This window comes from Paeniglutamicibacter sp. NPDC091659, assembly GCF_044756805.1.
Classification (GTDB): Bacteria; Actinomycetota; Actinomycetes; order Actinomycetales; family Micrococcaceae; genus Paeniglutamicibacter.
Map to the genome: position 1 here is coordinate 25,087 of NZ_JBIVTO010000006.1, position 20,740 is coordinate 45,826.

Annotated in this window: 20 protein-coding genes; 8 read left to right on the forward strand and 12 right to left on the reverse strand. The window is 69.1% G+C overall.

The annotated features are described in order from the left end of the window. Positions 1-43 precede the first annotated feature (43 nt). Both xseA and ACIQLF_RS12060 read left to right on the forward strand, forming a co-directional pair. Positions 44-1,315, forward strand: coding sequence for an exodeoxyribonuclease VII large subunit (gene xseA, locus ACIQLF_RS12055; RefSeq protein ID WP_400298526.1), 1,272 nt, complete (start codon positions 44-46; stop codon positions 1,313-1,315). Next, positions 1,312-1,548, forward strand: a complete 237-nt coding sequence (locus ACIQLF_RS12060) for an exodeoxyribonuclease VII small subunit (RefSeq protein WP_400298529.1) — start codon at positions 1,312-1,314, stop codon at positions 1,546-1,548. Before xseA ends, ACIQLF_RS12060 begins: the two co-directional genes overlap by 4 nt. A 127-nt stretch (positions 1,549-1,675) precedes the next feature. Here the strand turns inward: ACIQLF_RS12060 and ACIQLF_RS12065 are convergent, their stop codons facing one another. After that, positions 1,676-2,551 carry a PPK2 family polyphosphate kinase gene (locus tag ACIQLF_RS12065; protein ID WP_400298532.1) on the reverse strand — a complete coding sequence of 292 codons (876 nt, stop codon included), beginning with the start codon at positions 2,549-2,551 and terminating at the stop codon, positions 1,676-1,678. A 156-nt stretch (positions 2,552-2,707) separates the two neighbouring features. Between ACIQLF_RS12065 and ACIQLF_RS12070 the strand changes: the two genes are divergently transcribed. Together ACIQLF_RS12070 and ACIQLF_RS12075 are read left to right on the forward strand one after the other, a co-directional pair. Further along, positions 2,708-3,034, forward strand: a complete 327-nt coding sequence (locus ACIQLF_RS12070) for an ArsR/SmtB family transcription factor (RefSeq protein ID WP_400298534.1) — start codon at positions 2,708-2,710, stop codon at positions 3,032-3,034. A 1-nt stretch (position 3,035) separates the two neighbouring features. Further along, complete coding sequence (locus ACIQLF_RS12075; RefSeq protein WP_400298537.1) at positions 3,036-3,809, forward strand: cation transporter; 774 nt, start codon at positions 3,036-3,038, stop codon at positions 3,807-3,809. 97 nt (positions 3,810-3,906) lie between these two features. Here the strand turns inward: ACIQLF_RS12075 and ACIQLF_RS12080 are convergent, their stop codons facing one another. The 3 genes from ACIQLF_RS12080 to ACIQLF_RS12090 all read right to left on the reverse strand — a co-directional run bounded on the left by ACIQLF_RS12080 (position 3,907) and on the right by ACIQLF_RS12090 (position 6,747). Then, complete coding sequence (locus ACIQLF_RS12080) at positions 3,907-5,136, reverse strand: pyridoxal phosphate-dependent aminotransferase (RefSeq protein WP_400298540.1); 1,230 nt, start codon at positions 5,134-5,136, stop codon at positions 3,907-3,909. Positions 5,137-5,239: 103 nt separating this feature from the next. After that, complete coding sequence (locus tag ACIQLF_RS12085; protein WP_400298543.1) at positions 5,240-6,265, reverse strand: glycine betaine ABC transporter substrate-binding protein; 1,026 nt, start codon at positions 6,263-6,265, stop codon at positions 5,240-5,242. Continuing rightward, positions 6,262-6,747: an NUDIX hydrolase gene (locus ACIQLF_RS12090; RefSeq protein ID WP_400298546.1), complete on the reverse strand. Its 486-nt coding sequence runs from the start codon at positions 6,745-6,747 to the stop codon at positions 6,262-6,264. Before ACIQLF_RS12090 ends, ACIQLF_RS12085 begins: the two co-directional genes overlap by 4 nt. A gap of 79 nt (positions 6,748-6,826) precedes the next feature. Here ACIQLF_RS12090 and ACIQLF_RS12095 point away from each other — a divergent pair, with 79 nt between their 5' ends. After that, positions 6,827-7,330 carry an Lrp/AsnC family transcriptional regulator gene (locus tag ACIQLF_RS12095; RefSeq protein WP_387526195.1) on the forward strand — a complete coding sequence of 168 codons (504 nt, stop codon included), beginning with the start codon at positions 6,827-6,829 and terminating at the stop codon, positions 7,328-7,330. A 57-nt stretch (positions 7,331-7,387) separates the two neighbouring features. On the opposite strand, the gene ACIQLF_RS12100 is transcribed toward ACIQLF_RS12095, so the two are convergent. From ACIQLF_RS12100 to ACIQLF_RS12110, 3 genes are all read right to left on the reverse strand, one after another. Then, positions 7,388-8,638 carry an aminoglycoside phosphotransferase family protein gene (locus ACIQLF_RS12100; RefSeq protein WP_400298549.1) on the reverse strand — a complete coding sequence of 417 codons (1,251 nt, stop codon included), beginning with the start codon at positions 8,636-8,638 and terminating at the stop codon, positions 7,388-7,390. A gap of 20 nt (positions 8,639-8,658) precedes the next feature. Continuing rightward, complete coding sequence (locus tag ACIQLF_RS12105; RefSeq protein WP_400298551.1) at positions 8,659-9,402, reverse strand: hypothetical protein; 744 nt, start codon at positions 9,400-9,402, stop codon at positions 8,659-8,661. A 327-nt stretch (positions 9,403-9,729) separates the two neighbouring features. Further along, the gene (locus ACIQLF_RS12110; RefSeq protein WP_400298554.1) at positions 9,730-10,356 is read right to left on the reverse strand and encodes a GNAT family N-acetyltransferase; all 627 of its coding nucleotides are present in this window, start codon (positions 10,354-10,356) and stop codon (positions 9,730-9,732) included. Between the two features lie 51 nt (positions 10,357-10,407). Here ACIQLF_RS12110 and ACIQLF_RS12115 point away from each other — a divergent pair, with 51 nt between their 5' ends. The 3 genes from ACIQLF_RS12115 to cpaB all read left to right on the forward strand — a co-directional run bounded on the left by ACIQLF_RS12115 (position 10,408) and on the right by cpaB (position 12,293). After that, positions 10,408-11,010, forward strand: coding sequence for a 5-formyltetrahydrofolate cyclo-ligase (locus ACIQLF_RS12115; RefSeq protein ID WP_400298556.1), 603 nt, complete (start codon positions 10,408-10,410; stop codon positions 11,008-11,010). A 134-nt stretch (positions 11,011-11,144) separates the two neighbouring features. After that, complete coding sequence (locus tag ACIQLF_RS12120) at positions 11,145-11,366, forward strand: FmdB family zinc ribbon protein (RefSeq protein ID WP_400298558.1); 222 nt, start codon at positions 11,145-11,147, stop codon at positions 11,364-11,366. Between the two features lie 168 nt (positions 11,367-11,534). Next, positions 11,535-12,293 carry a Flp pilus assembly protein CpaB gene (gene cpaB / locus ACIQLF_RS12125; protein WP_400298559.1) on the forward strand — a complete coding sequence of 253 codons (759 nt, stop codon included), beginning with the start codon at positions 11,535-11,537 and terminating at the stop codon, positions 12,291-12,293. A gap of 81 nt (positions 12,294-12,374) precedes the next feature. Here the strand turns inward: cpaB and ACIQLF_RS12130 are convergent, their stop codons facing one another. The 5 genes from ACIQLF_RS12130 to ACIQLF_RS12150 form a co-directional block, all read right to left on the reverse strand. After that, positions 12,375-12,773 carry a hypothetical protein gene (locus ACIQLF_RS12130; RefSeq protein ID WP_400298561.1) on the reverse strand — a complete coding sequence of 133 codons (399 nt, stop codon included), beginning with the start codon at positions 12,771-12,773 and terminating at the stop codon, positions 12,375-12,377. A 5-nt stretch (positions 12,774-12,778) separates the two neighbouring features. Further along, positions 12,779-16,477 carry a DNA helicase gene (locus ACIQLF_RS12135; protein ID WP_400298564.1) on the reverse strand — a complete coding sequence of 1,233 codons (3,699 nt, stop codon included), beginning with the start codon at positions 16,475-16,477 and terminating at the stop codon, positions 12,779-12,781. A 352-nt stretch (positions 16,478-16,829) separates the two neighbouring features. Continuing rightward, complete coding sequence (gene guaA, locus ACIQLF_RS12140) at positions 16,830-18,422, reverse strand: glutamine-hydrolyzing GMP synthase (RefSeq protein ID WP_400298566.1); 1,593 nt, start codon at positions 18,420-18,422, stop codon at positions 16,830-16,832. Positions 18,423-18,483: 61 nt separating this feature from the next. After that, entirely contained in the window at positions 18,484-18,849 is a 366-nt protein-coding gene (locus ACIQLF_RS12145) for a DUF6176 family protein (protein WP_400298568.1), read from the reverse strand. Between the two features lie 38 nt (positions 18,850-18,887). Next, a complete protein-coding gene (locus tag ACIQLF_RS12150; RefSeq protein ID WP_400298569.1) occupies positions 18,888-20,660 on the reverse strand; it encodes a DUF222 domain-containing protein in 1,773 nt (590 codons plus the stop codon). Positions 20,661-20,740: the final 80 nt, after the last annotated feature.

Below are 20,740 nucleotides of genomic sequence, written 5' to 3' on the forward strand. Positions count from 1 at the left end.
GGTGTAGTTTCGAAATCCGGCACCTAGGAAGGCGTTTCCCCACGTGGAGCAAGCACAAGAAGCACAAGGTTCGCTGCCGCGCACCGCTGCCGCAACGAGCCCGGAGAACCCCTGGCCCCTGCGGGTCCTGTCGGAGAAGTTGAAGGCGCACATCGAGAACTCCCCCGAGTCATGGGTGGAGGGCCAGCTGCTGGAGGCCAATGTCCGCAACGGCCACGCGTACCTGGTGATGCGCGACGTAGACGTCGACTACTCGTTCTCCGTCACGGTGTGGGCCTCGGTGATGCGCTCGCTGGACAACGCCCCGGAGGTCGGATCGCGCGTGGTGGCCCGGGTGAAACCCAGCTTCTACGCCAAGACCGGACGGCTGTCGCTGAACGCCTACGATCTGCGCCCGGTGGGTCTGGGCGACCTGCTGGCCCGGCTTGAACGGCTGCGCCGGGCGCTCTTCGACGAGGGCCTCTTCGACGCCTCGCGCAAGAAGAAGCTGCCGCTGCTGCCCAACCGGATCGGGCTGATCACCGGGCGCAACTCGGACGCCGAGAAGGACGTGATCCGCAACGCGTCGCTGCGCTGGCCGGCCGTCCGCTTCGACATCCGCAACACCGCGGTGCAGGGCGTGAACGCCGTCGGCGAGGTCATGGCCGCGCTGCGCGAGCTGGACGCGAACCCGGACATCGACGTGATCATCATCGCCCGCGGCGGCGGGGCGCTCGAGGACCTGCTGCCCTTCAGCTCCGAGGAACTCGTGCGGGCCGTCGCGGCCTGCACCACCCCGGTGGTTTCTGCGATCGGACACGAGGCCGACCGGCCCATCCTCGACGACGTGGCCGACCTGCGCGCCTCCACCCCGACCGATGCGGCCAAGCGCGTGGTCCCGGACCTTCTCGAGGAGCTGAACGGGATCGCCCAGGCGCGACACCGGCTGGACCGGGCCGTGCGGCAGAATCTCGAGCGCGAATCCCAGCGCATCGCCTCGCTGCGGGCCCGCCCGGTGCTGGCCAACCCGCACTCGATGGTGCAGCTGCGCCTCGAGGACCTGGCCCGGCTGTCCCAACGCAGCACCTACTCGATGCGCGGCTCGCTGGCCCGCGGGCAGGACGCGATTGCGCACCTGCGTGCCCAGGTCCGCGCACTCTCCCCCCAGCAGACACTCGACCGCGGGTACTCGGTGCTCCAGCTTGCCGACGGGCAGGTGGTCCGCGCGGCGGACCAGGCCCCAGAGGGAACCGAAGTTTCGGTGCGCCTGGCCCGCGGCCGGCTCACCGCCACCATCACGACCAGCCAGTTACCAGAAGAAGGAATCCCAGCATGAGCGCCGAAGCGAAGAACCCGGATGTTGCGCAGCTAAGTTACGAGCAGGCCCGCGAGGAGCTGGTAGCCGTGGTGGCCCAGCTCGAGGCCGGGGCAGCAACCCTTGAGCAGTCCCTGGGACTGTGGGAGCGCGGCGAGGCGCTGGCCGCCCGCTGCGAGGCCTGGCTGCAGGGTGCCTCCGCGCGCCTCGACGCAGCCCGCGGGCAGCAGGAATCCCCGGACTCCGGCGAATAGCCCCTCCACCGGCACCAACCGGCAGCGGCCTGCAGCAGCCCGCAGCAGCCCGCAGCGATCATGATGGATCACTGCGGGCCGCTGTTTTTTGGTGCCAGGTTTTTGGGCGGGTTTCCGTGCTGCCGGTTCAGGATTTTTGCAGGCGCTTCCGCTCTTTCTTGACGTCGAACGTGGCGACCGGCCACTGCGGGTCGATGTCCTCCAGCGCCTCGCGCAGCAGCGACGCCACGGCCAGGCGCGCGTACCACTTCCTGTTCGCGGGGATCACGTGCCACGGGGCGGCCTCCGTGTTGGTGCGGTTGATGGCCACCTCGTAGGCGTGCATGTAGTCGTCCCAGAGCAGGCGCTCGTCGATGTCCCCCGGGTTGAATTTCCAGTGCTTGTCCGGGCGCTCGAGGCGCTCCGCGAGCCGGGAGCGCTGCTCGTCCTTGGAGATGTGCATCATGACCTTGACGACCTTGGTGTCCTCCGCGACCAGCCGGGCCTCGAACTCGTTTATGGCTGCGTAGCGGCGCTCCAGCTCGGCGTCGTCCGCATATCCGCGGACCTTGTGGATCAGCACGTCCTCGTAGTGCGATCGGTCGAAGACCCCGATGTAGCCGGCGCCCGGCAGCTCCTTCTCGATGCGCCAGAGGAAGTCGTGGGCCTTCTCCTCCTCGGTGGGCGCCTTGAAGGCGTGGTGTTCGACGCCCTGCGGGTCGACCAGGCCCACCACATGGCGCACGATCCCGCCCTTGCCCGCAGTGTCCATGGCCTGCAGGATGAGCAGGACCTTCGGGGTGGCGCCGGAGCGCGAGTCGGCGAAGAGCCGCTCCTGCAGCCCGTCCAGCACCTGGCCGGTTTCCTTCAGGTCATCGGCGCCGCTGATCTTGTTGCCCGAGTAGCCCGGGGTCGACTTGGGATCGACGGCGCCCAGCGTGAAGTCCTTCGGTGCCCGCAGCAGCTCGTGCGCCGGGGTGTCGAGGGGAACGGATCGTGGCAGTACTTCCTGTTTCTTGCTCATGCACACCGCTTTCGGGTTCGGGGTTGATGGAACGAGCGTACGGCAGGCGGCTGCGTTTCGGACCCCGCGACAGGGGTGTCCGGCGAATTCCATGTCTCGGCGGGCGGAGCCGGCACCGGCGGGCCGTTGATACAGATTTGGCTGTACCATCGAGGCATGGAAGCAACGACACACGCCGACGTGCTGACCCGCTTCGGGCATGCACTCTCGGATCCGACCCGCACGGCTGTGCTGCTGGCACTGCGGGGCGCCCCGTCCTACCCGAGCGATCTGGCGGAGCTGGTCGGCGTCTCGCGCCAGAAGCTCTCCAACCACCTGGCCTGCCTGCGCGGCTGCGGGCTGGTCGTCGCGATCCCCGAGGGCCGGCGCACCCGGTACGAGCTTTCCGACCCGGTGCTTGCCCGCGCGCTTACCGAGCTCATGGGCGTGGTGCTCGCCGTCGACCCCGGCCACTGCGCCGCCGCGTGCGAAGGGTGCTGCTGACATGGCCACCCCGGGCGTGGTTGCCGGACCCCTGGGAGGGGATCGCCGAATCGTGCTGAACCGGCGGATCAGGTTCCTGGTCGCCGCGACGATTCTCTACAACGTCGTCGAGGCCGTCGTGGCGCTCACCGCCGGGAACATCGCCTCCTCCAGCGCGCTGGTCGGGTTCGGGCTGGACTCGGTCATCGAGGTCGCATCCGCGGCGGCCGTGGCGTGGCAGTTCAGCGCCGGGGACCCGGAGGCCCGCGAGAAGACCGCGCTGCGCATCATCGCCGTGTCGTTCTTCGCGCTGTCCGCCTTCGTCGCCGTCGATGCCGTCCGGGCGCTGCTCGGCGGCGGGCAGGCCGATCATTCGATGCCGGGCATCGTGCTGGCGGCGCTCTCGCTGGCGGTCATGCCGGTGCTCTCCCACCTGCAGCGGCGCACCGGGCGCGAGCTCGGCTCCCGCTCGGCCGTGGCGGATTCCAAGCAGACACTGCTGTGCACATACCTCTCCGCGGTGCTGCTGGTCGGGCTGCTGCTCAACGCCTGGCTCGGCTGGGCCTGGGCCGACCCGGTGGCAGCCCTGGCGATCGCCGCCGTGGCGCTCAAGGAGGGGCGCGACGCCTGGAAGGGCGATGCCTGCTGCGCGCCGAATGCCGGCGCACTCCGGGATGACGCGCGGCCGGGCGCGGAGGCGGGCGCGGAGGCGGCCGGCCGGGAAAGCCAGGCGGATGCGGGGTGTGCGTGCTGCGCCCCCGCCGCGGAAGACCCTACCCCGCCGGAACGAAGCTAGCCGCGGGTGGCATGCAAACGCCGGGTGTCCCCGCCGGATGGAAGATCGCGGCGGGGCACCCGGCGTTTGTGATGGCCGGAGTTGGTGAAGGCCTGCGCTAGACCGAGACCTTGCCCTCGCGCAGGGTCTCCAGGAACTCGGCGATGCGGCCGACGGCGTCGGTGATATCCCGCACCGCGGGCAGCGTGACCAGGCGGAAGTGGTCGGGTGCGATCCAGTTGAACGCAGTGCCGTGGGAGACCAGCATCTTTTGCTGCTTGAGCAGCTCCAAGGCGAAGGCCTCGTCGCTGCGGATCGGGTAGACCTCGGGGTCGAGCCTCGGGAACAGGTAGAGCGCACCCTTGGCCTGCTGGACGGACACCCCGGGAATCTCGTTGAGCAGCTTGTGGGCGGCGTCGCGCTGTTCCTTCAGGCGTCCGCCCGGCAGGATCAGGTCGTTGATCGACTGGTATCCGCCCAGCGCGGTCTGGATGGCATGCTGCGCCGGAACGTTGGCGCACAGGCGCATGTTCGTGAGCAGGTTGATGCCCTCGATGTAGTCGCCGGCCAGGTGCTTGGGCCCGGAAATCGCCATCCAGCCGGCGCGGAACCCGCAGACCCGGTAGGCCTTGGAGAGGCCGGAGAACGTCAGGATCAGCACGTCGTCGCACAGCGAAGCGGTGTTGATGTGGACGGCGTCGTCGTAGAGGATCTTCTCGTAGATCTCGTCGGAGAACACCACGAGGTTGTGCTTGCGCGCCAGCTCCAGGATGCCGTCGAGGGTTTCCTTCGGGTAGACCGCGCCGGTGGGGTTGTTCGGGTTGATGATCACGACGCCCTTGGTGCGCGGGGTGATCTTCGATTCCATGTCCTCGAGGTCCGGCAGCCAGCCCTCTTCCTCGACGTTCAGGTAGTGCACCGGGGTGCCGCCGGCCAGCGACACCGAGGCGGTCCACAGCGGGTAGTCCGGGGCCGGGATGAGCACCTCGTCGCCGTTGTTCAGCAGCGCGTTCAGGCTCAGCGTGATCAGCTCGGAGACGCCGTTGCCCAGGTAGACGTCGTCGACGCCGATGGTCTGGATGCCGCGGGTCTGGTAGTACTGCGAGACCGCGGTGCGGGCGGAGAAGATGCCGCGGGAGTCCGAGTAGCCCTGGGCCATCGGCAGGTTGCGCATCATGTCCACGAGGATCGCGTCCGGCGCCTCGAAGCCGAACGGCGCCGGGTTGCCGATATTCAGCTTGAGGATGCGCTGGCCCTCGGCCTCCATGCGCTGGGCGTGTTCGAGCAGCGGTCCGCGAATGTCGTAGAGGACGTTGTGGAGCTTCGTTGACTGCTTGAATTCTGGCATTCTCTTACTTTCTCATAGGGTCCGCACCGAGTTGGCGAATGTGATCAACCCAACTCCGGCGGGGCGACACAGTTGCGAAATGTTTGCGATCCGGGCGCGGCAATCAGGGCTTGGCGACCAGGGACTTTTCCCGCAGCCAGTCGCGTGCGGCCTGCTCCGGGGAGAGCGCGCCGCGGCCCGTGACGGCACGGTTCAGGGCGATGAGGTCTTCCTGCTTCAGCGCCGCGCTGGCCTTGTTGATTGCGTCGATGGCGTCCTGCCCGAGCTGCCGGGTGGTGGTCAAGGGGGTCAGCGTCTGCGGCTCGAACAGGGTCTGGGCATCCTGCAGGACCACCAGGCCGTTGTCGGGGATGCCCGCATTGTCCGACGTCGTCGCAAGGACCTGCACCTGGCCGGTGATGAGCGGCCCCACCGTCGATTCGTCCTGCGGAACGACCTGCACCACGTGGTGCGGCTTGCACGAGCGGCTCCCTTCCAGCACCGGCAGCAGGCCGGCGGACAGCGAACCGGGGACGCCGAAGTCCAGCTCCGGGCACAGCGCCGGCAGCTGCGCCAGCGTGGTGAGGTTCTTACCGGCGCTTGTCGCCGCGGTGACGGCCAGGGTGCCGGTGCGTGCGGCATCGGCCGAATCCAGCAACGCGAACCCGCCGAGGTCCATCCCGTGCAGGCGCTTGAGTGCCTGTTCCGCGTTGGGCGGCGGAACGGTGCCGGGGGTCGGGGTCGACGGGGCTGCGGCCCCTGTCGTCGAGGCGGAACCGGCGGGTGCCCGCTTGTCCAGGGCCGCCAGCAGGTCGCCGGAACCGGCGATGACCGCGTCGGCCTTGCCGTCGAGGACCTCCGCGACGGGATCGGCCACGGGTTCGCCCAGCTTGGCATCGACCCCTGCGGCTTCCAGCATCCCGACGTAGACGTTGGCCAGCGTCGTGGACGTGGCGTCCGCGGCGTGGGCGAAGACCAGCTCGCGTTCGGTGGCGCGCTGCGAGGATTGCGCCTGCGGCTTGGAGGTGCAGCCACACAGCAGCAGGGCGCCGCAGGCCAGGCCCGCCAGGCCCGCCAGGCCCGCCAAAAGCGTTCGGTGCCCGGGCCGGGACCCGGGATGGTGTTCGGGCGTGGTTCCGGCCGGTGTCATTTGGGATCTTTCATGGTGTTGGCTCGGTAGAGCGCGATCGCGTCGTCGACCCGGTCGGTGCGGTTCAACGAGGCGACGGCATCGAGCGGGAACCAGGCGGCCTGGCTGGTTGTCCCCTCGGCCTCGAAACGCAGCTCGCCGTCCGTGACGCTGGCCGTGTAGACGACGGCAACCGTCTGCATCGGCAGGTCGGTGTCGCCAAAGCGCTTGTGGGCGGGGATCAGCCCGGAATCGACGCCCAGCAGGTCATCGATCCGCACCGTGTACCCGGTTTCCTCCTCGACCTCGCGCACGGCACCCGACTCGATGCTCTCGCCGAGCTCCACTCCCCCGCCGGGCAACGTCCAGCGCGGCACGAAATCGGCCTGACGGGCGCGCATGTCCCACAGTGCCAGCAGGATTTTCTCGTCGCGAACCACTACACAATAGGCGGCTAACCGGGTCTCGAAGTCTCGAAGCCCGGCGTTTGGAGGGTTGGTCATGAAACCAGTTTATGGCGTGGGGCGGACCGCCCTGCCTGCCGCAGCACCAAAGGCAGCGCAACTGTGATGGAATATCTGCATGGCTTTCTCTTCTTCCCCGCAACTTCCGGCCGAGCTTGACGCGGTTGACCGTCGGATCATTCAGGAATTGGTCAACGACGCGCGCATCAGCAACGCCATGCTGGCCCAGCGCACGGGCATCGCCCCGTCGACGGCGCTGCTGCGCACCCGTTCCCTGGTGGAGCGCGGGGTACTGACCGGCTACCACGCGGAGGTGAGCCTGCCGGCGGTCGGCCGCAGCGTCCAGGCGCTGATCTCGGTGCGCCTGCGCGTGCACGACCGCGTGCAGATCGACCGTTTCACCGAGAAGATGCCCCAGCAGCCCGAGGTGCTCTCGATGTTCCACGTCTCCGGGGCGACCGACTACCTGCTGCACATCGCCGTCAGTTCCACCGAGGCGCTGCGCGACTGGGTGCTGGACAACCTGGCCACCGACGAATCCGTGGGGCACACCGAAACCACCCTGGTGTTCGGCCACCACAAGGGGCACGGCGGGCCGGTGCCCGAGGAGCCGCTGGGCTAGGTGCCCTTCCGGGGCCGCCCGAGCCAATTTGTCCGTCCGAACTGCCCTGTCCGCCTTTCAGGCCTCTCCGCTGCGGTCGGCCCTGTCCAGCAGTTCCTCGGCCACCCGCAGCCGGGCTTCGGCCGCCGGGACCCAGTCACCGGAGCCCGCGACGCGCGCTCCGGCCACCAGGGTCAGCGCCACGGCACCGGCGCGCGCCCACAAGGCCACGGGGTCCACGGTGCGTTCAAAGACGCCACCGAACCGCTCCAGCGCGGCCGCCGCGGGAAGGTTCTTCCCGCTGATGCTCGGCAGGACGGCCAGGTGCCCCAGGAAGCAGGCCAGGTCATCGACCCGGTGGCCCGGGCCCAGCGAGTCCAGGTCCAGGATCGCCGAGATCCTGCCCCCGCGCATGAGGATGTTGCCGTCGTAGAAATCGCCGTGCACGGGAACCAGCGGGCCGCGATCGGAATGGGCCAAGTGGTGCTCGATGCGCCGGACCAAGAGGTCGATCCGTTCCTGCTGCCCCGGAAGCGCCAGCACGGCGGCCTGCCGGTAGCGCAGGATGCCGTCGCTCCAGGCCCGCCGGGACGGCAGGTCCATCAGTTCCGGCGGCAATCCGTCCAGCAGGGCGGTGAAGTCCTCCGGCGACAGGTCGTTGCCTGCATCCCGGCGGATCGCCGCGGCCAGCCCTTCGCCGACGCCCTCCTCCAGCGCCAGTATCCCGGCGACCACCGGCTCGAGAACGCGTGGCACCGGGACGGTCGATCCCTGCATCAGCGCGTGGCGCTTCAGCAGTGCGGCGCTCGCGTGTTCGCGCCCGACCTTCAGGTACACGGCCCGCTCGATGCGCAACGGCCCGCGGGTGACGAACGACGCCCGGATCACGGCGCGGCGCAGCGGCCGGTAGGCCACGGTCCTGAGGCTTCCCAGGAGCTCGCCCCGGCCCCAGAGCCGCGTCAGTTCCGGCCCGTCAAGGGCGGCGGCCAGCCCCGGAAGCATCGGGTCGTGCGGGTGGATCCAGCCGGTGACGGTGACCGGCGAACCGGTCTCCGAGGACGGGTCGGGGACCTCGACGCCGGGCGCACCGGGTGTGTGGATTTTTTCCGTGCTCACGCCAAGTTCGGCAAACCCGGTGCCCACGGGCATGCGGTAGACGGCGCTGATTCCGGCTCCCGGCCGGTGCTGCAGGCGGATCTGGTGTTCGTTGAAGTCCCACGGCCCGGGCACCAATGTCCCGCCCAGCAATGCGATGAGTCGCGGGATCGCCGGCGCCAGGGCTGCCAGCTCCGCGGCATCCCGGTTGTCCCGCGGGTCGCCCGTGGTCATCGGTTGGTAGCGGCTGCCGCCTAGGCGCGGCGGCGCTGCATGACATCGTCGAGGTTCAGGCGGTCCCCGGTGCGGGAAGCGCGTTCGAGGCGGGCCTTGGCAGCGGCGGCGTCGATCGAGGCGGCCGACTTGTCATCCACCGGATTCTCGGCGGCTTCGGCGGCCTCCGCCAGGCGTTGGCCGGCTTCCTGCGCACGCAGGCTGGTCTTGGTCGACGGCTTCTTTTCGGCCTCGGCCTCGAGCGCTTCGGGTGCGGGCCGCTTGACCGCGTTTGCCACGACGTACTGCGGCAACGGGACCTCGGTCGGCTTCCAGCCCTCGGGGCGCTGCACGGCCGCACCGTTGTTGGCGATGCGCAGGGCCTCGGCACGCAGTTCCTCCACCGTCAGCCGCGGCGGGCGCTTGTTGGAATCCGGCTGGGCGTCGAAAACGGCCTGCTGCTTCTTCACGGCCGGCTGCACGGGCGCAGCCTTGGGCTCCATGGCCAGCCGGCGGGTGGATTCCATGCGGGCCAGCAGCTTGGCGCGGCGGTCGCGGACGGCCAGGGAGCGCAACGCGGCGAAACTTGCAACACCCAGCAGCAGCCCGGCCATCGGAACCAACCCGGAAAACAGTCCGGCCATCGCCAGGATGCCGCCGATGACGACCGTGATCACCGAGAGGCACCCGAGCAACGCAATGGCCACGCGGTCATAGTGGATCCGCAGGGGGGCCTGCCCCTGCGTGCCAGACGCGGCTGAAGCGTTGGGTGCTGCCGGTGCCATGATGCTCCTCCGTCGGTGGACGACTGCTTCTTGTGCGGATGCCGTGGAGATCAGGCTCTCCGCCGGCATTTGTTCCGCATGTGGTCTTTGCCTGTCTGCGCGCGTCCGACACCCGGTTCCGGGTGTGCGGGCCACGTCGTGCAATATGGAACGTCCACGTCAACCAACATTAAGCATGTATGGGCGGCTGACGCCGCATTGGACGCGGTGTGTCCGGCAATACTGCATACAAAATCGGGAATTCGACGTTTTCGCCGACGGCGGGGGCACCCTGCCCGCTTGCCGGGCGGCATGCGGGGCGATTGCGCGGCCGGCCTGGCGCTTGGTTCAATGTTTGGTTCGGTGCACCGCCCAGCGGTTGAGCAGTCCCTCGGGGACTTCCTCGCTGGTCAGCGCGAAGGTACGGTGATCGGCCCATTGACCGTCGATGTGCAGGAAGTTCTTGCGCAGCCCCTCGTCGCGGAAGCCGAGTTTCTCGACGACGCGCAGGCTCGGCCCGTTCTCCGGCCGGATGTTGATTTCGATCCGGTGCAGGCCCACGACCCGGAAACAGTGGTCGGTGGCCATGGCGACGGCCTCCGGCACGATGCCCTGTCCCGCGTGGCCGGCATCGACCCAATAGCCGATGGAGCCGCTGCGCGCCGCCCCCCACATGATCGAGGAGACTGTCAGTTGGCCGACCATCGGCGCGCGCTTGCTGTAGTCGTTGGGCAGCGTGATCGCCCACGGCAGGCACTGGCCGTTTCGTGCGGCGCGGTTCTGGCTCGAGACCATTGCCGCGAAATTCGCCGGGTAGCCGCTGCCGTCCGGAACCGTCGCGTCCCAGGGGGCCAGCCAGCTGGCGTTGGCCCGGCGCAGGGCGCTCCATTCGCCCTTGTCGCGCAGGCGCATGGGACGAAGGACAATGTTTGGCCCCTCCACGGTGGCTGGCCAGTGACGGTCGAATTCGGGCATGCCCCAATCCTAGTCAATCGACCCCGCCCGCAGGGTCCTAGACTGGGGACCGTGAATGAAAATGACCCCAAGGACGAGATCCGCACGCGGCTCCGGGCCGAGCGCCGGGCGCTGGGCGACGCGGAGCGCGATGCGCAGATGGGATCGCTGCGCGGGCACCTGCTGCCCTGGCTTGCGGAGCACGCCCCCCGCAAGACGCTGACCTGTTTCCTGTCCTATGGCGCCGAGCCGCCCACCGGTGTGCTGCTCGATGAACTGGACGCGGCCGGGTACACGGTCTACGTCCCGGTGTGCGAACCCGAACGCCGGCTTTCCTGGGTCCGCTGGTTCCCCGGCGTCGAGATGGCCCGCAGCTCCGTGGCCCCGATCGACGAGCCGGTCGGCCAACGCTTTTCCGCGGACCTGATGGACCGGGTGGATGTGGTGTTGGTGCCCGCCCAGGCGGTCGACGATCGCGGCGACAGGCTGGGCCAGGGCGGCGGCTACTACGACAGGTTCATCTCCTCGATGGCAGGCCTGGGCCGGGTGCCGAAACTGCTGGCCATGGTCTTCGAGCACGAGCTCATGGCCGCGGGTTCATTCCCCGTGGACCCCTTCGACCAGCGGGTCGACGCGGTGGCGACGGCATCCGGCGTGCGTAACCTCACCGTGTGAGCGGTTCGTCGTGCGTTAGAATTGAATCCGTGGCAGGTATCCAACCCCGCCGACCCAACCCGCAGGATCCGCCCCAGGCCGTTGTGTGCCGGGCGCTCCGTGCGGAACCGCACGCTTCATCTTGCGAAAGGATCATGATGCCTACCTATGTTTACGCCTGCAAAGACTGTGGCCACGCGATGGAGGTTGTCCAGTCCTTCAGCGACGAAGCGCTGACGGTCTGCCCCGAGTGCGAGGGCGCCCTGCGCAAGAAGTTCAACAGCGTCGGCGTCGTCTTCAAGGGCACGGGCTTCTACCGCAACGATTCGCGTTCCTCCGGCAGCTCCAGCGTGCCGGCCGCAAGCACCTCCGCGTAGCGAGGGCATCCCCGCCGGCCGCCAAAGGCGCCTTCCGGGGGCTGCGGGGTTTGCGGCGTTGCGGGGACTTCCACGCACAGCCGTTGCCGCGACACGGCGCACACAGGATTTGCACCACCACCATGGGTGGACACCGTCACGGGTGTCCACCCATGGCTTGCTTAACGCATGTTTTCACTTCGCCGCACGAACGAAACCGGTGGACAGCGCGATTCCCGCACGGGACCCGCGGACGCCGGCATGCGCGGGCCCCGTGCTCAACAACGAAGACAGGAACCGGGGCGATCGGGACGGGAACTGTTCGCCAAGTACCGCAGGTTGCTGGCCGGGGCGGTGGCCATGCTGGCCGTCGCGACGTCCCTGGCCACACTGGCGCCGGAGACCGAGGAACGCGTCCAGGTGATGGTGGCCGGCCGGGATCTTCCGGCGGGTACGCTGCTCACGGACTCCGACCTCGCGCTTGCCCCGGTTCCACGGTCGCTGCTGCCGGCGGGCGGATTCGCCACGGCAGGGCCCGTGGCCGGCTCGCGGCTCGCGATCCCGCTGCTGGCCGGCAGCCCGCTGCTTGGGACGATGATGATCGGGCCCGGCTTGCTTGCCGGCACTCCCCCGGGAACCGTTGCCGTTCCGCTGCGGCTCAACGACGCCCAGACCGCGACGCTGCTCCGGGCCGGACAACGCGTGGATGTGGTGCTGACCGAGGGGAACGGGTTCGAGACGGCGGTGACTTCACGGGTGTTGGCGCGCGGCCTGGCGGTCTTGTGGACCGGGGCCCGGCCCGATGCGGCGCAGCAGGGCCCGTGGGGCACTTCCGGCACGGACGACGAGGCGGGACTGATCGTGGTGGCCGCCGGATCCGGTATCGCGGAGTCGCTTTCCGCGGCGCCGCAGCGCGGCAAGCTCGCCGTGGTGCTGGTCAATCCGTAGCTCCGGCCGTGCCTGCGAGAAACGCCGGGTAACCGGTTTGCGGAGTTCGGTATTGCGTTGCGGGTTCGGGTTACCTTGACATCAGTCCCAGTGCGGCGGGCGCTGGGACCTCATCCATTCGCCGAGGTCGTCCTCCGTGTCGCCCCAACGGCGAGGGTCGTCCTCGGCGGCGCGTTCCGGCAGGACCTGTCCGCTGCCGGTTTTCCGTGGGGCCTTGGAGCCGGCAGTTTTCCCGGCCTCCGCACCGCGACGCTGGCCGGCAGCTCGGGTTTGCTTGTTCCCCGCGGCGGTTGCCTCGTCGGGGTTTGGCCCTTCGGGGTTTGCCTCGGCCGCGTTTGTCGAAGCCTGGGCCGAAGGGTCGGGGCGCCCGGCACCGTGCGGCATCGCAAAGACACCAAGCACCACGGAGTCGCTGACCGTCTGCGGGGGTGCCGTGTAGCGCCGCGACTTCTTGGGCCGCGGCGCCTGCTGTTCATCCATCGCTGCTAGACCGAGGCGCTCTGGGATTCGCTGTCCGCGGGTTCAAGCCCGAGGTAGCCGGCCAGCGTGTTAGCGACCTTTCCCGGGTCGGAGAACACGTCGATCGTCCATAACGGCACATAGCGCCAGCCCAGGGCCTCGAAGAGCTGCGGACGCAGGCGGCTGCGTTCGCGCACCGAGAGGCTGCGGTAGTTTTGCGTGCCGTCGTACACGACGGCCAACGGGGCGGTGCTGCCGGCTCCCGTGACGTCCACCGCGTGCGCGGCGATGTCGAGCACCCCGCGGTAGTGCTGGGTGACCAGCGAACCGTGCTCCTCCAGGCGGCCCATCAGGTCGGTGACCAGTGCGTCCTGCAGCGGCGCGGCGGTGGCGATCATGCCCGAGTCCCCGCCGAGCACCCGGCCGACCAGCTCCAGGAAGCGGCGGGCGCCGAAGCGCATGCGGGAGAGGTCGACGTCCTGCGGGCGCAGTGCGGAGACCAGCGTCATGCTGGTGCGGGCGCGGGTGACGGCATTGACGAACAGCTCGTCGCCGCCGGGCAGCGAGAGGGCGCCGAAGTCGTGCACCGTCTTGCCGTGGGTGGTGCGCCCGTAGCCCAGTGCGAGGATGATCGCATCGCGCTGCAGGCCGGCCAGCCGGTCCAGGCTCGTGACCAGGAAGCGTTCCTTGGAAGCGCGGAAGTGCTTGGTGGCCCACGGGTGGTTGGGCAGCTGGACCCGGATGCCCTCCGCGATGGCCGCGGCATGGCTGCGGTTTCCGGCGATCACCGCGAGGGTCTCCGCGGGGCGCTGCGCAAGGTGCGCGAAGACCAGGTCGACGACGCGCTGCACCTCGGCCACCGTGGTTTCCACCGATTCCCCGTTATTGCTCAGGGAGCCCGTGGCGTCCACGACGTACTCGGCGCGCAGTGCCGGGGAGCCGGAGCCCAGGGAGCGTGCGGCGGGAAGCCTGGAGAGCGAATCCGCGTAGAACGCGTGCGAGAGCGATTCGGTGAGGCCCTCGTCGATGCCGCGGTAGACGGTGCCCAGCCGGCACAGCGGCAGGATCCGTTCCAGCGATTCCATCGCGGAGATGGGGGTGCGTTCGGCGCGGGTGTGCGCGGTGGGGTCGACGGAGACCTCGAACGGGTTCGGGGCGCCCATCATGGTGTCGCCGAACGCGATGATCTGCGTGGACCGGGAGATCGAGCCGAGCACCGAGCGCAGCGACAGCGAGTCGGCCTCGAGCAGGATGACGGCGTCGAACTTCATCGACGCAGGGACCGTCGCCGGGACCAGCAGCGGCGAGCCGACCCAGACCGGGCACAGCGAGTTGACCAGATCGTCGCCCAGGGCGCAGAGCGCGGCGATGCTCGGCTCTTCCTCCTTGAGCATGGCGCGCAGCTCCCGCGACGCGGCGCGGTGGTCGGCCAGCGCGGCCTTCCACGCCTTGGCCAGGGACCAGCGCAGGCGCGAGGTGCCGGAGGCGACGTGGGCGCAGTCGGTGATGCGGTACTCGGCCTCGAGCCGGCGCATCTTGGCCCCGTCGTTCATCGCCAGGAAGTCGTCGCCGGAGATCATCGCCTCCAGCGCGGACTGCCACCAGGCCAGGTCGAGTTCGGAACCGACGGCGTCGGCGCCGAGGTTGCGCTCGCGGAAGTCGGCCATGAGCTCGCCCAGGCCCTGCTCGGCGAGCTGCTCCATGATCAGCGTGCGCTCCGGCAGCTGGTCCAGCTCGCCCTTGTTCGCCAGCAGCGAGTCCATGCGGGCCAGCAGCCGCTCGACCGGCTCGTCGCGCAGCTTGTCCCCGGCGGCCGCCGGCAGCAGCGAGGCAAGCTTGTCGATGCGCGAGCCGGCGTCCTGGTAGCCGGCGTTGACGTCGAGCAGGCCGGCCGGCACCATCGGGTGGCGCTGGCTGGTCGCGTGGTGGCGCCAGGCCAGGTGCTGGACCTGGACGGCCTCGAGCGCGGACTGCAGGTCCGCGACGTGCATGCCGGGGCGAACATAGTCCTTCGCGACCTTGCGCAGCCGCGAACGGGTCATCGAGCTCATCTCGATGCCGCGTTCCCGGCGCCAGGCGGAGGATGCGGTGGCGGAGATCAGGTCCTCGACGGGGCGGTCGAAGATGTCGGATTCGAACTTGTCCAGCGAGCCGCGCACCGCCAGCAGCAGCTCGAGCTGTTCGCCCCACTTGTTGTAGGAATCGGCCAGCCGGATTTCGGAGTGCTCGGCAACCTTGAGCATGTGGTCGCGCAGGATCGGCAGGTCGCGCTGCAACCCGGTGACCAGCTCCAGGGCCGTGTCGGTGTCGCGCTTGTTACGCAGGCGCGCCCCATACCAGGGGCTGGTGGCCGATGCGCTGACGAAGGAGCCGAGCTGGGCGGCGCGCGCCAGCTGGACGGTGGTCGCGGCGCGGTCGGTGATCGAATCCAGCACCGAGCGCTTCAGCCGCACCGTGGTGGCCGGGGCCGGGTCCAGCGAGGAGAGGCGGGCCAGTTCCTGCATGGCGCGGTACGGCGAGCAGCCCCAGCGGGCGCGGGTGCTGTGCAGCGATCGCACGTGGTCAAGCAGGGCGTGGCGGTGCTCACGCAGCTTTTCGTGCAGCTTGCCCAGCTGCGGTTCGGCGGCGCGCTCGTTGCGCAGGATCGCCCGGGTCAGCAGCTCACGCAGGGCCGCCGGATCGTCCTCCGGGGAAAGCAGCAGGGCAGTGCCGGCCAGGTCGAGTTCGGCGAAGCGGGCCACGAATTCCTCGGCGCTGGAACGGCGCTCGGCCACCACCAGCACACGCTTGCCCGCGGCGGCGAGAACGCCGGCCGCGTTGATCGCCGTCTGGGTCTGGCCGCTGCCGGCCGGGGCGCTGATGGCCACCGAGGCGCCGGCCTCGATGAGGTCCAGCGCGCGCTGCTGGGATTCGTCGGCGTCGAGCAGCAGGAGCTCGTCGGCGGGATCCCTGTCGTCACTTGTGCGGGCGGCGACCTCCGGGGAGGGTAGCTTCCGGGGCGTTGCGGAGCCGGAGGCACGGCCCTCCTCGGCGGCCAGCAGCGTGGCAAGCACCGGGTGCTGCAGGTCAAGGGTGCCGGGGTCGGCCGGATCGGCCAGGTCGGCGAAGGTGGAGATCAACAGCTGGTGGGCGATCACGATGCCGCCGGTGTCCGCGACCTGCAGGCGCAACGCGTCCATGCCGCGGGTCGGGTCGAAGCGGGCGATCGAGTAGGCTGCGGCGTTGATCGCCGGGACGTCGATGTCCAGGTGGTACTGGCGCTTGAAGTAGCGCAGCAGGGCCGGGGAAAATTCGGCGCGGCCCATGAGCTGGATCTCGTAGTCCTCCTGGTCCTCGCGGACCGTGAGCACGATGCGCCCGAGCATGATCGGGGCGTTGAACTGTTCGCTGCGGCCCTCGTGCACGGCGCGCCAGTTGGCAAGGCCCGCGGAGAGGTAGCCGACGTCGATGCCGCGTTCGTCCCAGAGTTCGCGGATCTTCCCGCGCAGCGCCTCGGCGGTGCGGCGGGCCGAAACGTACTGGTCCGAGTCGCGCAGCAGCGTGGAGAGCCGGGTGCGCCGGCCGGCCAGGAACTGGGCCAGGCCCGAGGGGTGGGCGTGGGTGATGTCGATGCTGTTCGACGCCGAGGGGGCATACCGCAGCAGCGTGTCGGTTCCGACTCCGGGTCCCAGGGAGTCAACCCACGTCGAGACCATTTCATCCGTATACTGCTGGTGTTCTGCCACCGAAGCTACCGTCCCTTCCCTCAAACTGAATGCGGCCGTACCCGAACCGGGCGTTGCCACAGGAGTACATTCAGCCCTTACTAACGTAGTGCAAAAGCGGCGTCCGATGCCGAACCAAAACACGTTGCGGTTCCGCTTGTTTGATTGCGTCGGGCACACCGGGGTTTCCCTGCCGCGCGGGCCGTGCCGGCGCCCCGCAGCGGATCGGACGGGGGCACTTCGCGCGTCGTCTCCGGGGGCGTCGAAACGGCCGGCATCGGGCATGGGACCTCGGGCATAAAAATAGTTCGGGGGGAAGCCGCATGCGCGACTTCCCCCCGAACTATTTACGGCGTGCCGGAACGGCGGCCGCTTACTCCCATTCGATGGTTCCCGGTGGCTTGGACGTGACGTCCAGGACCACGCGGTTGACTCCGTCGACCTCGTTGGTGATTCGGTTGGAGATGCGTGCGAGCAGGTCGTAAGGCAGGCGCGACCAGTCTGCGGTCATGGCGTCCTCGGAGGACACCGGGCGCAGCACAATCGGGTGGCCGTAGGTACGGCCGTCACCCTGCACACCCACGGAGCGAACGTCCGCGAGCAGGACGACCGGCATCTGCCAGACTTCCTGGTCCAGGCCTGCGGCGGTGAGCTCGGCGCGGGCAATCGCGTCGGCCTTGCGCAGCAGGGTCAGGCGTTCCTCGTTGACGGCACCGATGATGCGGATGCCCAGGCCGGGGCCCGGGAAAGGCTGGCGCATGACGATCTCGGCCGGCAGGCCAAGCTCCTTGCCCACGGCGCGGACCTCGTCCTTGAAGAGCTCGCGCAGCGGCTCCACCAGTTCGAAGTCCAGGTCCTCGGGAAGGCCGCCCACGTTGTGGTGGCTCTTGATGTTTGCAGCACCTTCGCCGCCGCCGGATTCGACGACGTCCGGGTACAGGGTGCCCTGGACCAGGAACTTCACCGGCTGGCCGGAATCGGCTGCCTCGGCGAGGATCGCGGTCTCGGCTGCCTCGAACGCGCGAATGAATTCGCGGCCGATGATCTTGCGCTTGGTTTCCGGATCCGTCACGCCGTCAAGGGCGGTCAGGAAGCGCTCGCGCTCGTCGGCAACGTAGAGCTTGGCCCCGGTTGCGGCGACGAAGTCCTTTTCAACCTGCTCGGCTTCGCCTTCGCGCAGCAGACCGTGGTTGACGAAGACGCAGGTGAGCTGGTCGCCGATGGCGCGCTGCACGAGTGCGGCAGCCACGGCGGAGTCCACGCCGCCGGACAGGCCACAGATGGCACGGCCGTTGCCGACCTGGGTGCGGATCTTGTCGACCTGCTCGTCCAGGATGTTCGACGCGGTCCAGGTCGGGGTCAGGCCCGCACCGTTGTACAGGAAGTTCTTCAGAACGTCCTGGCCGTGGGTGGAGTGCTTGACCTCGGGGTGCCACTGCACGCCGTAGAGGCGCTTGGCCTCGTTGGCGAATGCCGCAACGGGTGCGCCTGCGGTGGTGGCCAGCACGTCGAAGCCCTCGGGGGCGACGGAGACGGAGTCGCCGTGGCTCATCCATACGTTCTGGCTTTCCGGGATGCCGGCCAGGATGGAGCGTGCGGCTCCGGTGGCGGTGGCATCGGTTGCGCCGTATTCGCGCAGGCCGGTCTCGGAGACAACGCCGCCCAGGGCGTTGGCCATGGCCTGGAAGCCATAGCAGATGCCCAGTACCGGGATACCTGCTTCAAAAAGGTCGGCACCGACACTCGGGGCACCTTCGGCGTAAACGCTCGAGGGGCCACCGGAGAGGATGATTGCCGCCGGGTTCTTGGCGAGAATCTGTTCGGTGGTGAAGGTATGCGGGACGATCTCCGAATACACGTTGGCTTCGCGTACACGCCGAGCAATCAGCTGTGCGTACTGGGCCCCGTAATCGACGACCAGAACCGGCTTTTGCTCTGGGGTGCTGGGAGTGTTAGTCACGTGCACCAGCTTAGCCGCCCGACGCGCCCACTCGCACCTCGAACGGGCCAAGCGTGACGCACGCTACTCAGGCGGACGGCTGCCCGCAGCCTGCGAAGGTGTCCATGACGCGTGCGGGGATCATTGTGACCCTTGGCGCGAGGTCGACGTGCGTGTAGGTGTCGTCGATGCAGGCCCGCCAGTACTCGAGATGTTTCCGGTCCACCCAGTGCCTGGATTCGCGCACATCGAGCCCGTTGTCGCCCTGGATGCTGAACCAGTAGAGGTAGTCGGCCCCGTCGCGGTGTTCGCTGAAGATGGTTTCCACCAGCATGTTCTCCCCGTCGAGGGTCTGGAGGACGGCGTCCATGTTCCGGTTCAGGAAGTCCAGCCATTCTTCGACGAGGGGCATCTGGCCGGGGCGGACCCGGAAGCGGCTCAATTCGATGTTCATGACATCAAGCCTAGCCACATGCGTTTGCCGGCGGGCCCTCAGGTGAACAGCGGGGCGGTGTAGCCGGCTGTGCGGAGTTCCGGATGCCAGAACAGGTTTCGCTCCGGCTCGCCGCGGGGTTTGCCGGCGCGGGCGATGACGTACGGGATGCCGTCGATCATGCGCAGGGTGATGAGCCCGGCGTGGACCGCGAGGTGGTGGTACTGGCAGATGATGCAGCCGTTTCCGACGTCCGTCGGTCCCCCGTCGAGCCAGGACCGGACGTGGTGGGCCTCGCCGGTCGACGCCGGGCGCTGGCAGCCCGGGACGACGCAGCCGCGGTCGCGGATCGCGAGCGCCTTGTGCTGGGCCGTGGTGAAGCCGCGCACCTCGCGCCCCATGTCCAGGACCTCGCCCTCGGATCCCAGGACCACCGGCAGCAGGCCGCCGCTGCAGGCCATGGCGCGGATCCTGAGCGAAGATACGGGTCGGCCGTGGTCGGTCAGGCCTGCTTCCTCGAGCTGTCCGAGCAACGTGCGGTAGTCGATGGTGACCCCGACGCGTATGCGCAGGCCACCGGATTGGCTGAGGCCCTTGCCCTCCAGCACCCCGGCGCATGCGCCGACCAACGCGTCGAGCAGCAATTGCGGGGTGGTGCGACCGTCGACCGGGAATTCGGCCGGCGATTCGGCCGCGTCGGGAAGATCGCCTGCCGGGTTGGTGGCAAAAGCCGGGGGCGGGGCACCGCATTCGAGCTGGCTCACCGGGATCAGCCCTGCCGGGGTTCCCGGGGCGATGGCCCATTCGGGGATCGGGGTTCCCAGCGGCACGCCCGTGGAACCTGGAATCGAGATCGTGCCGGGCTCGGCTGATGCGGGCGGTTTGGTGGCGCCCGAAATGGACGGTGCCGGCATCGATGGACGTTTCGTGGAGGCCGAGCGGGGCGGGGATTTTTGGGAGCGGGGGTTGCTCCACGCCTCGCCGAAGCTGCGGATCACCTCCGAGTCGATGGGGTCGCAGCGCAGCAGGAATTCGTCGCAGCCGTCGCGGAAGCCGCGGTAGAAAAGGCCGCGCCGGGCCAGGATTTCCTCATCCGTGATGGCCGATCCGTGGTCGGAAAGGTACTCCTTCCAGTCTTGCAGCGCCTTGTGGCAGGCCTTGGGATCGCCGGTGCGGGCCTCGTTGGCCAGCGACTCCTCGATGGCCGTGGTCACCTGCCGGGCGTCGGGACGCGGGGTGATGCGCGGCGTCATGGAGTCGAGCCTGCCGGCGAGTTGGGCCAGTGTTGCGACATCGGCGCTGCCGTCGGCCGCGGCTTCGGCCAGGATCGGGTAGCTGGGCTCGGCGGTGCCGTCGGAAAGGGACGTGGGATCGTCGGGGTCGGGCGGCGCGGGGGCGATGAGCAGCCTCGCTCCGGCGAGCCGGTTCCGGGCCTCGGCATTGGAGATGTGCAGGTGTGCTTGGAGGTAGGCCTGGGTGTTCCGCTGCGGGGCCATGCCCTGGCGCAGGACCTCCGCGGGGACGTGCGCTGTGCCGTCGGCGAGCCCCTCGGGGTGCGCGGCCAGCATGTCGATCCGCAGGGCCGTGTCAGGATCGAGCCGGTGGACCTGCGAGGCATCGGCCTGGAAGGTTGCGTGGAGCTGGCCGAAGGCGATGGCTCGGTGGGCCTGTTCCAGCAAGCCGAGCACGGTGGCGCTGGCCGCCGCATCCAGGTTGAGGCCGGCAAGTTCACCCGCGGCGGCGCGCAGCGAGAGCACCGCGGCGGCGAGTTGCCGGCTGACGGCCTCGATGCTGGTGTGCCCCGAGGTTCGGGCCACGGGCTGTGCGCTCATGACCTAGAGTGTGCTCCCCCGGCGGCCCGTCGTGCAGCGAAAAACACCGAATGTGGGGAGAAGTGGATAAGCAAACGGCG

Excerpts from the sequence above, each read along its gene's own strand:
- ACIQLF_RS12145 (WP_400298568.1), bottom strand. The coding sequence starts at position 18,849 with ATGAACATCGAATTGAGCCGCTTCCGGGTCCGCCCCGGCCAGATGCCC.
- ACIQLF_RS12080 (WP_400298540.1), bottom strand. The coding sequence starts at position 5,136 with ATGCCAGAATTCAAGCAGTCAACGAAGCTCCACAACGTCCTCTACGAC.
- ACIQLF_RS12090 (WP_400298546.1), bottom strand. The coding sequence starts at position 6,747 with ATGACCAACCCTCCAAACGCCGGGCTTCGAGACTTCGAGACCCGGTTA.
- ACIQLF_RS12095 (WP_387526195.1), top strand. The coding sequence starts at position 6,827 with ATGGCTTTCTCTTCTTCCCCGCAACTTCCGGCCGAGCTTGACGCGGTT.
- ACIQLF_RS12075 (WP_400298537.1), top strand. The coding sequence starts at position 3,036 with ATGGCCACCCCGGGCGTGGTTGCCGGACCCCTGGGAGGGGATCGCCGA.
- ACIQLF_RS12110 (WP_400298554.1), bottom strand. The coding sequence starts at position 10,356 with ATGCCCGAATTCGACCGTCACTGGCCAGCCACCGTGGAGGGGCCAAAC.
- ACIQLF_RS12085 (WP_400298543.1), bottom strand. The coding sequence starts at position 6,265 with ATGACACCGGCCGGAACCACGCCCGAACACCATCCCGGGTCCCGGCCC.
- ACIQLF_RS12060 (WP_400298529.1), top strand. The coding sequence starts at position 1,312 with ATGAGCGCCGAAGCGAAGAACCCGGATGTTGCGCAGCTAAGTTACGAG.
- ACIQLF_RS12070 (WP_400298534.1), top strand. The coding sequence starts at position 2,708 with ATGGAAGCAACGACACACGCCGACGTGCTGACCCGCTTCGGGCATGCA.
- ACIQLF_RS12130 (WP_400298561.1), bottom strand. The coding sequence starts at position 12,773 with ATGGATGAACAGCAGGCGCCGCGGCCCAAGAAGTCGCGGCGCTACACG.
- cpaB (WP_400298559.1), top strand. The coding sequence starts at position 11,535 with ATGTTTTCACTTCGCCGCACGAACGAAACCGGTGGACAGCGCGATTCC.
- ACIQLF_RS12120 (WP_400298558.1), top strand. The coding sequence starts at position 11,145 with ATGATGCCTACCTATGTTTACGCCTGCAAAGACTGTGGCCACGCGATG.
- ACIQLF_RS12065 (WP_400298532.1), bottom strand. The coding sequence starts at position 2,551 with ATGAGCAAGAAACAGGAAGTACTGCCACGATCCGTTCCCCTCGACACC.
- ACIQLF_RS12105 (WP_400298551.1), bottom strand. The coding sequence starts at position 9,402 with ATGGCACCGGCAGCACCCAACGCTTCAGCCGCGTCTGGCACGCAGGGG.
- ACIQLF_RS12100 (WP_400298549.1), bottom strand. The coding sequence starts at position 8,638 with ATGACCACGGGCGACCCGCGGGACAACCGGGATGCCGCGGAGCTGGCA.
- ACIQLF_RS12150 (WP_400298569.1), bottom strand. The coding sequence starts at position 20,660 with ATGAGCGCACAGCCCGTGGCCCGAACCTCGGGGCACACCAGCATCGAG.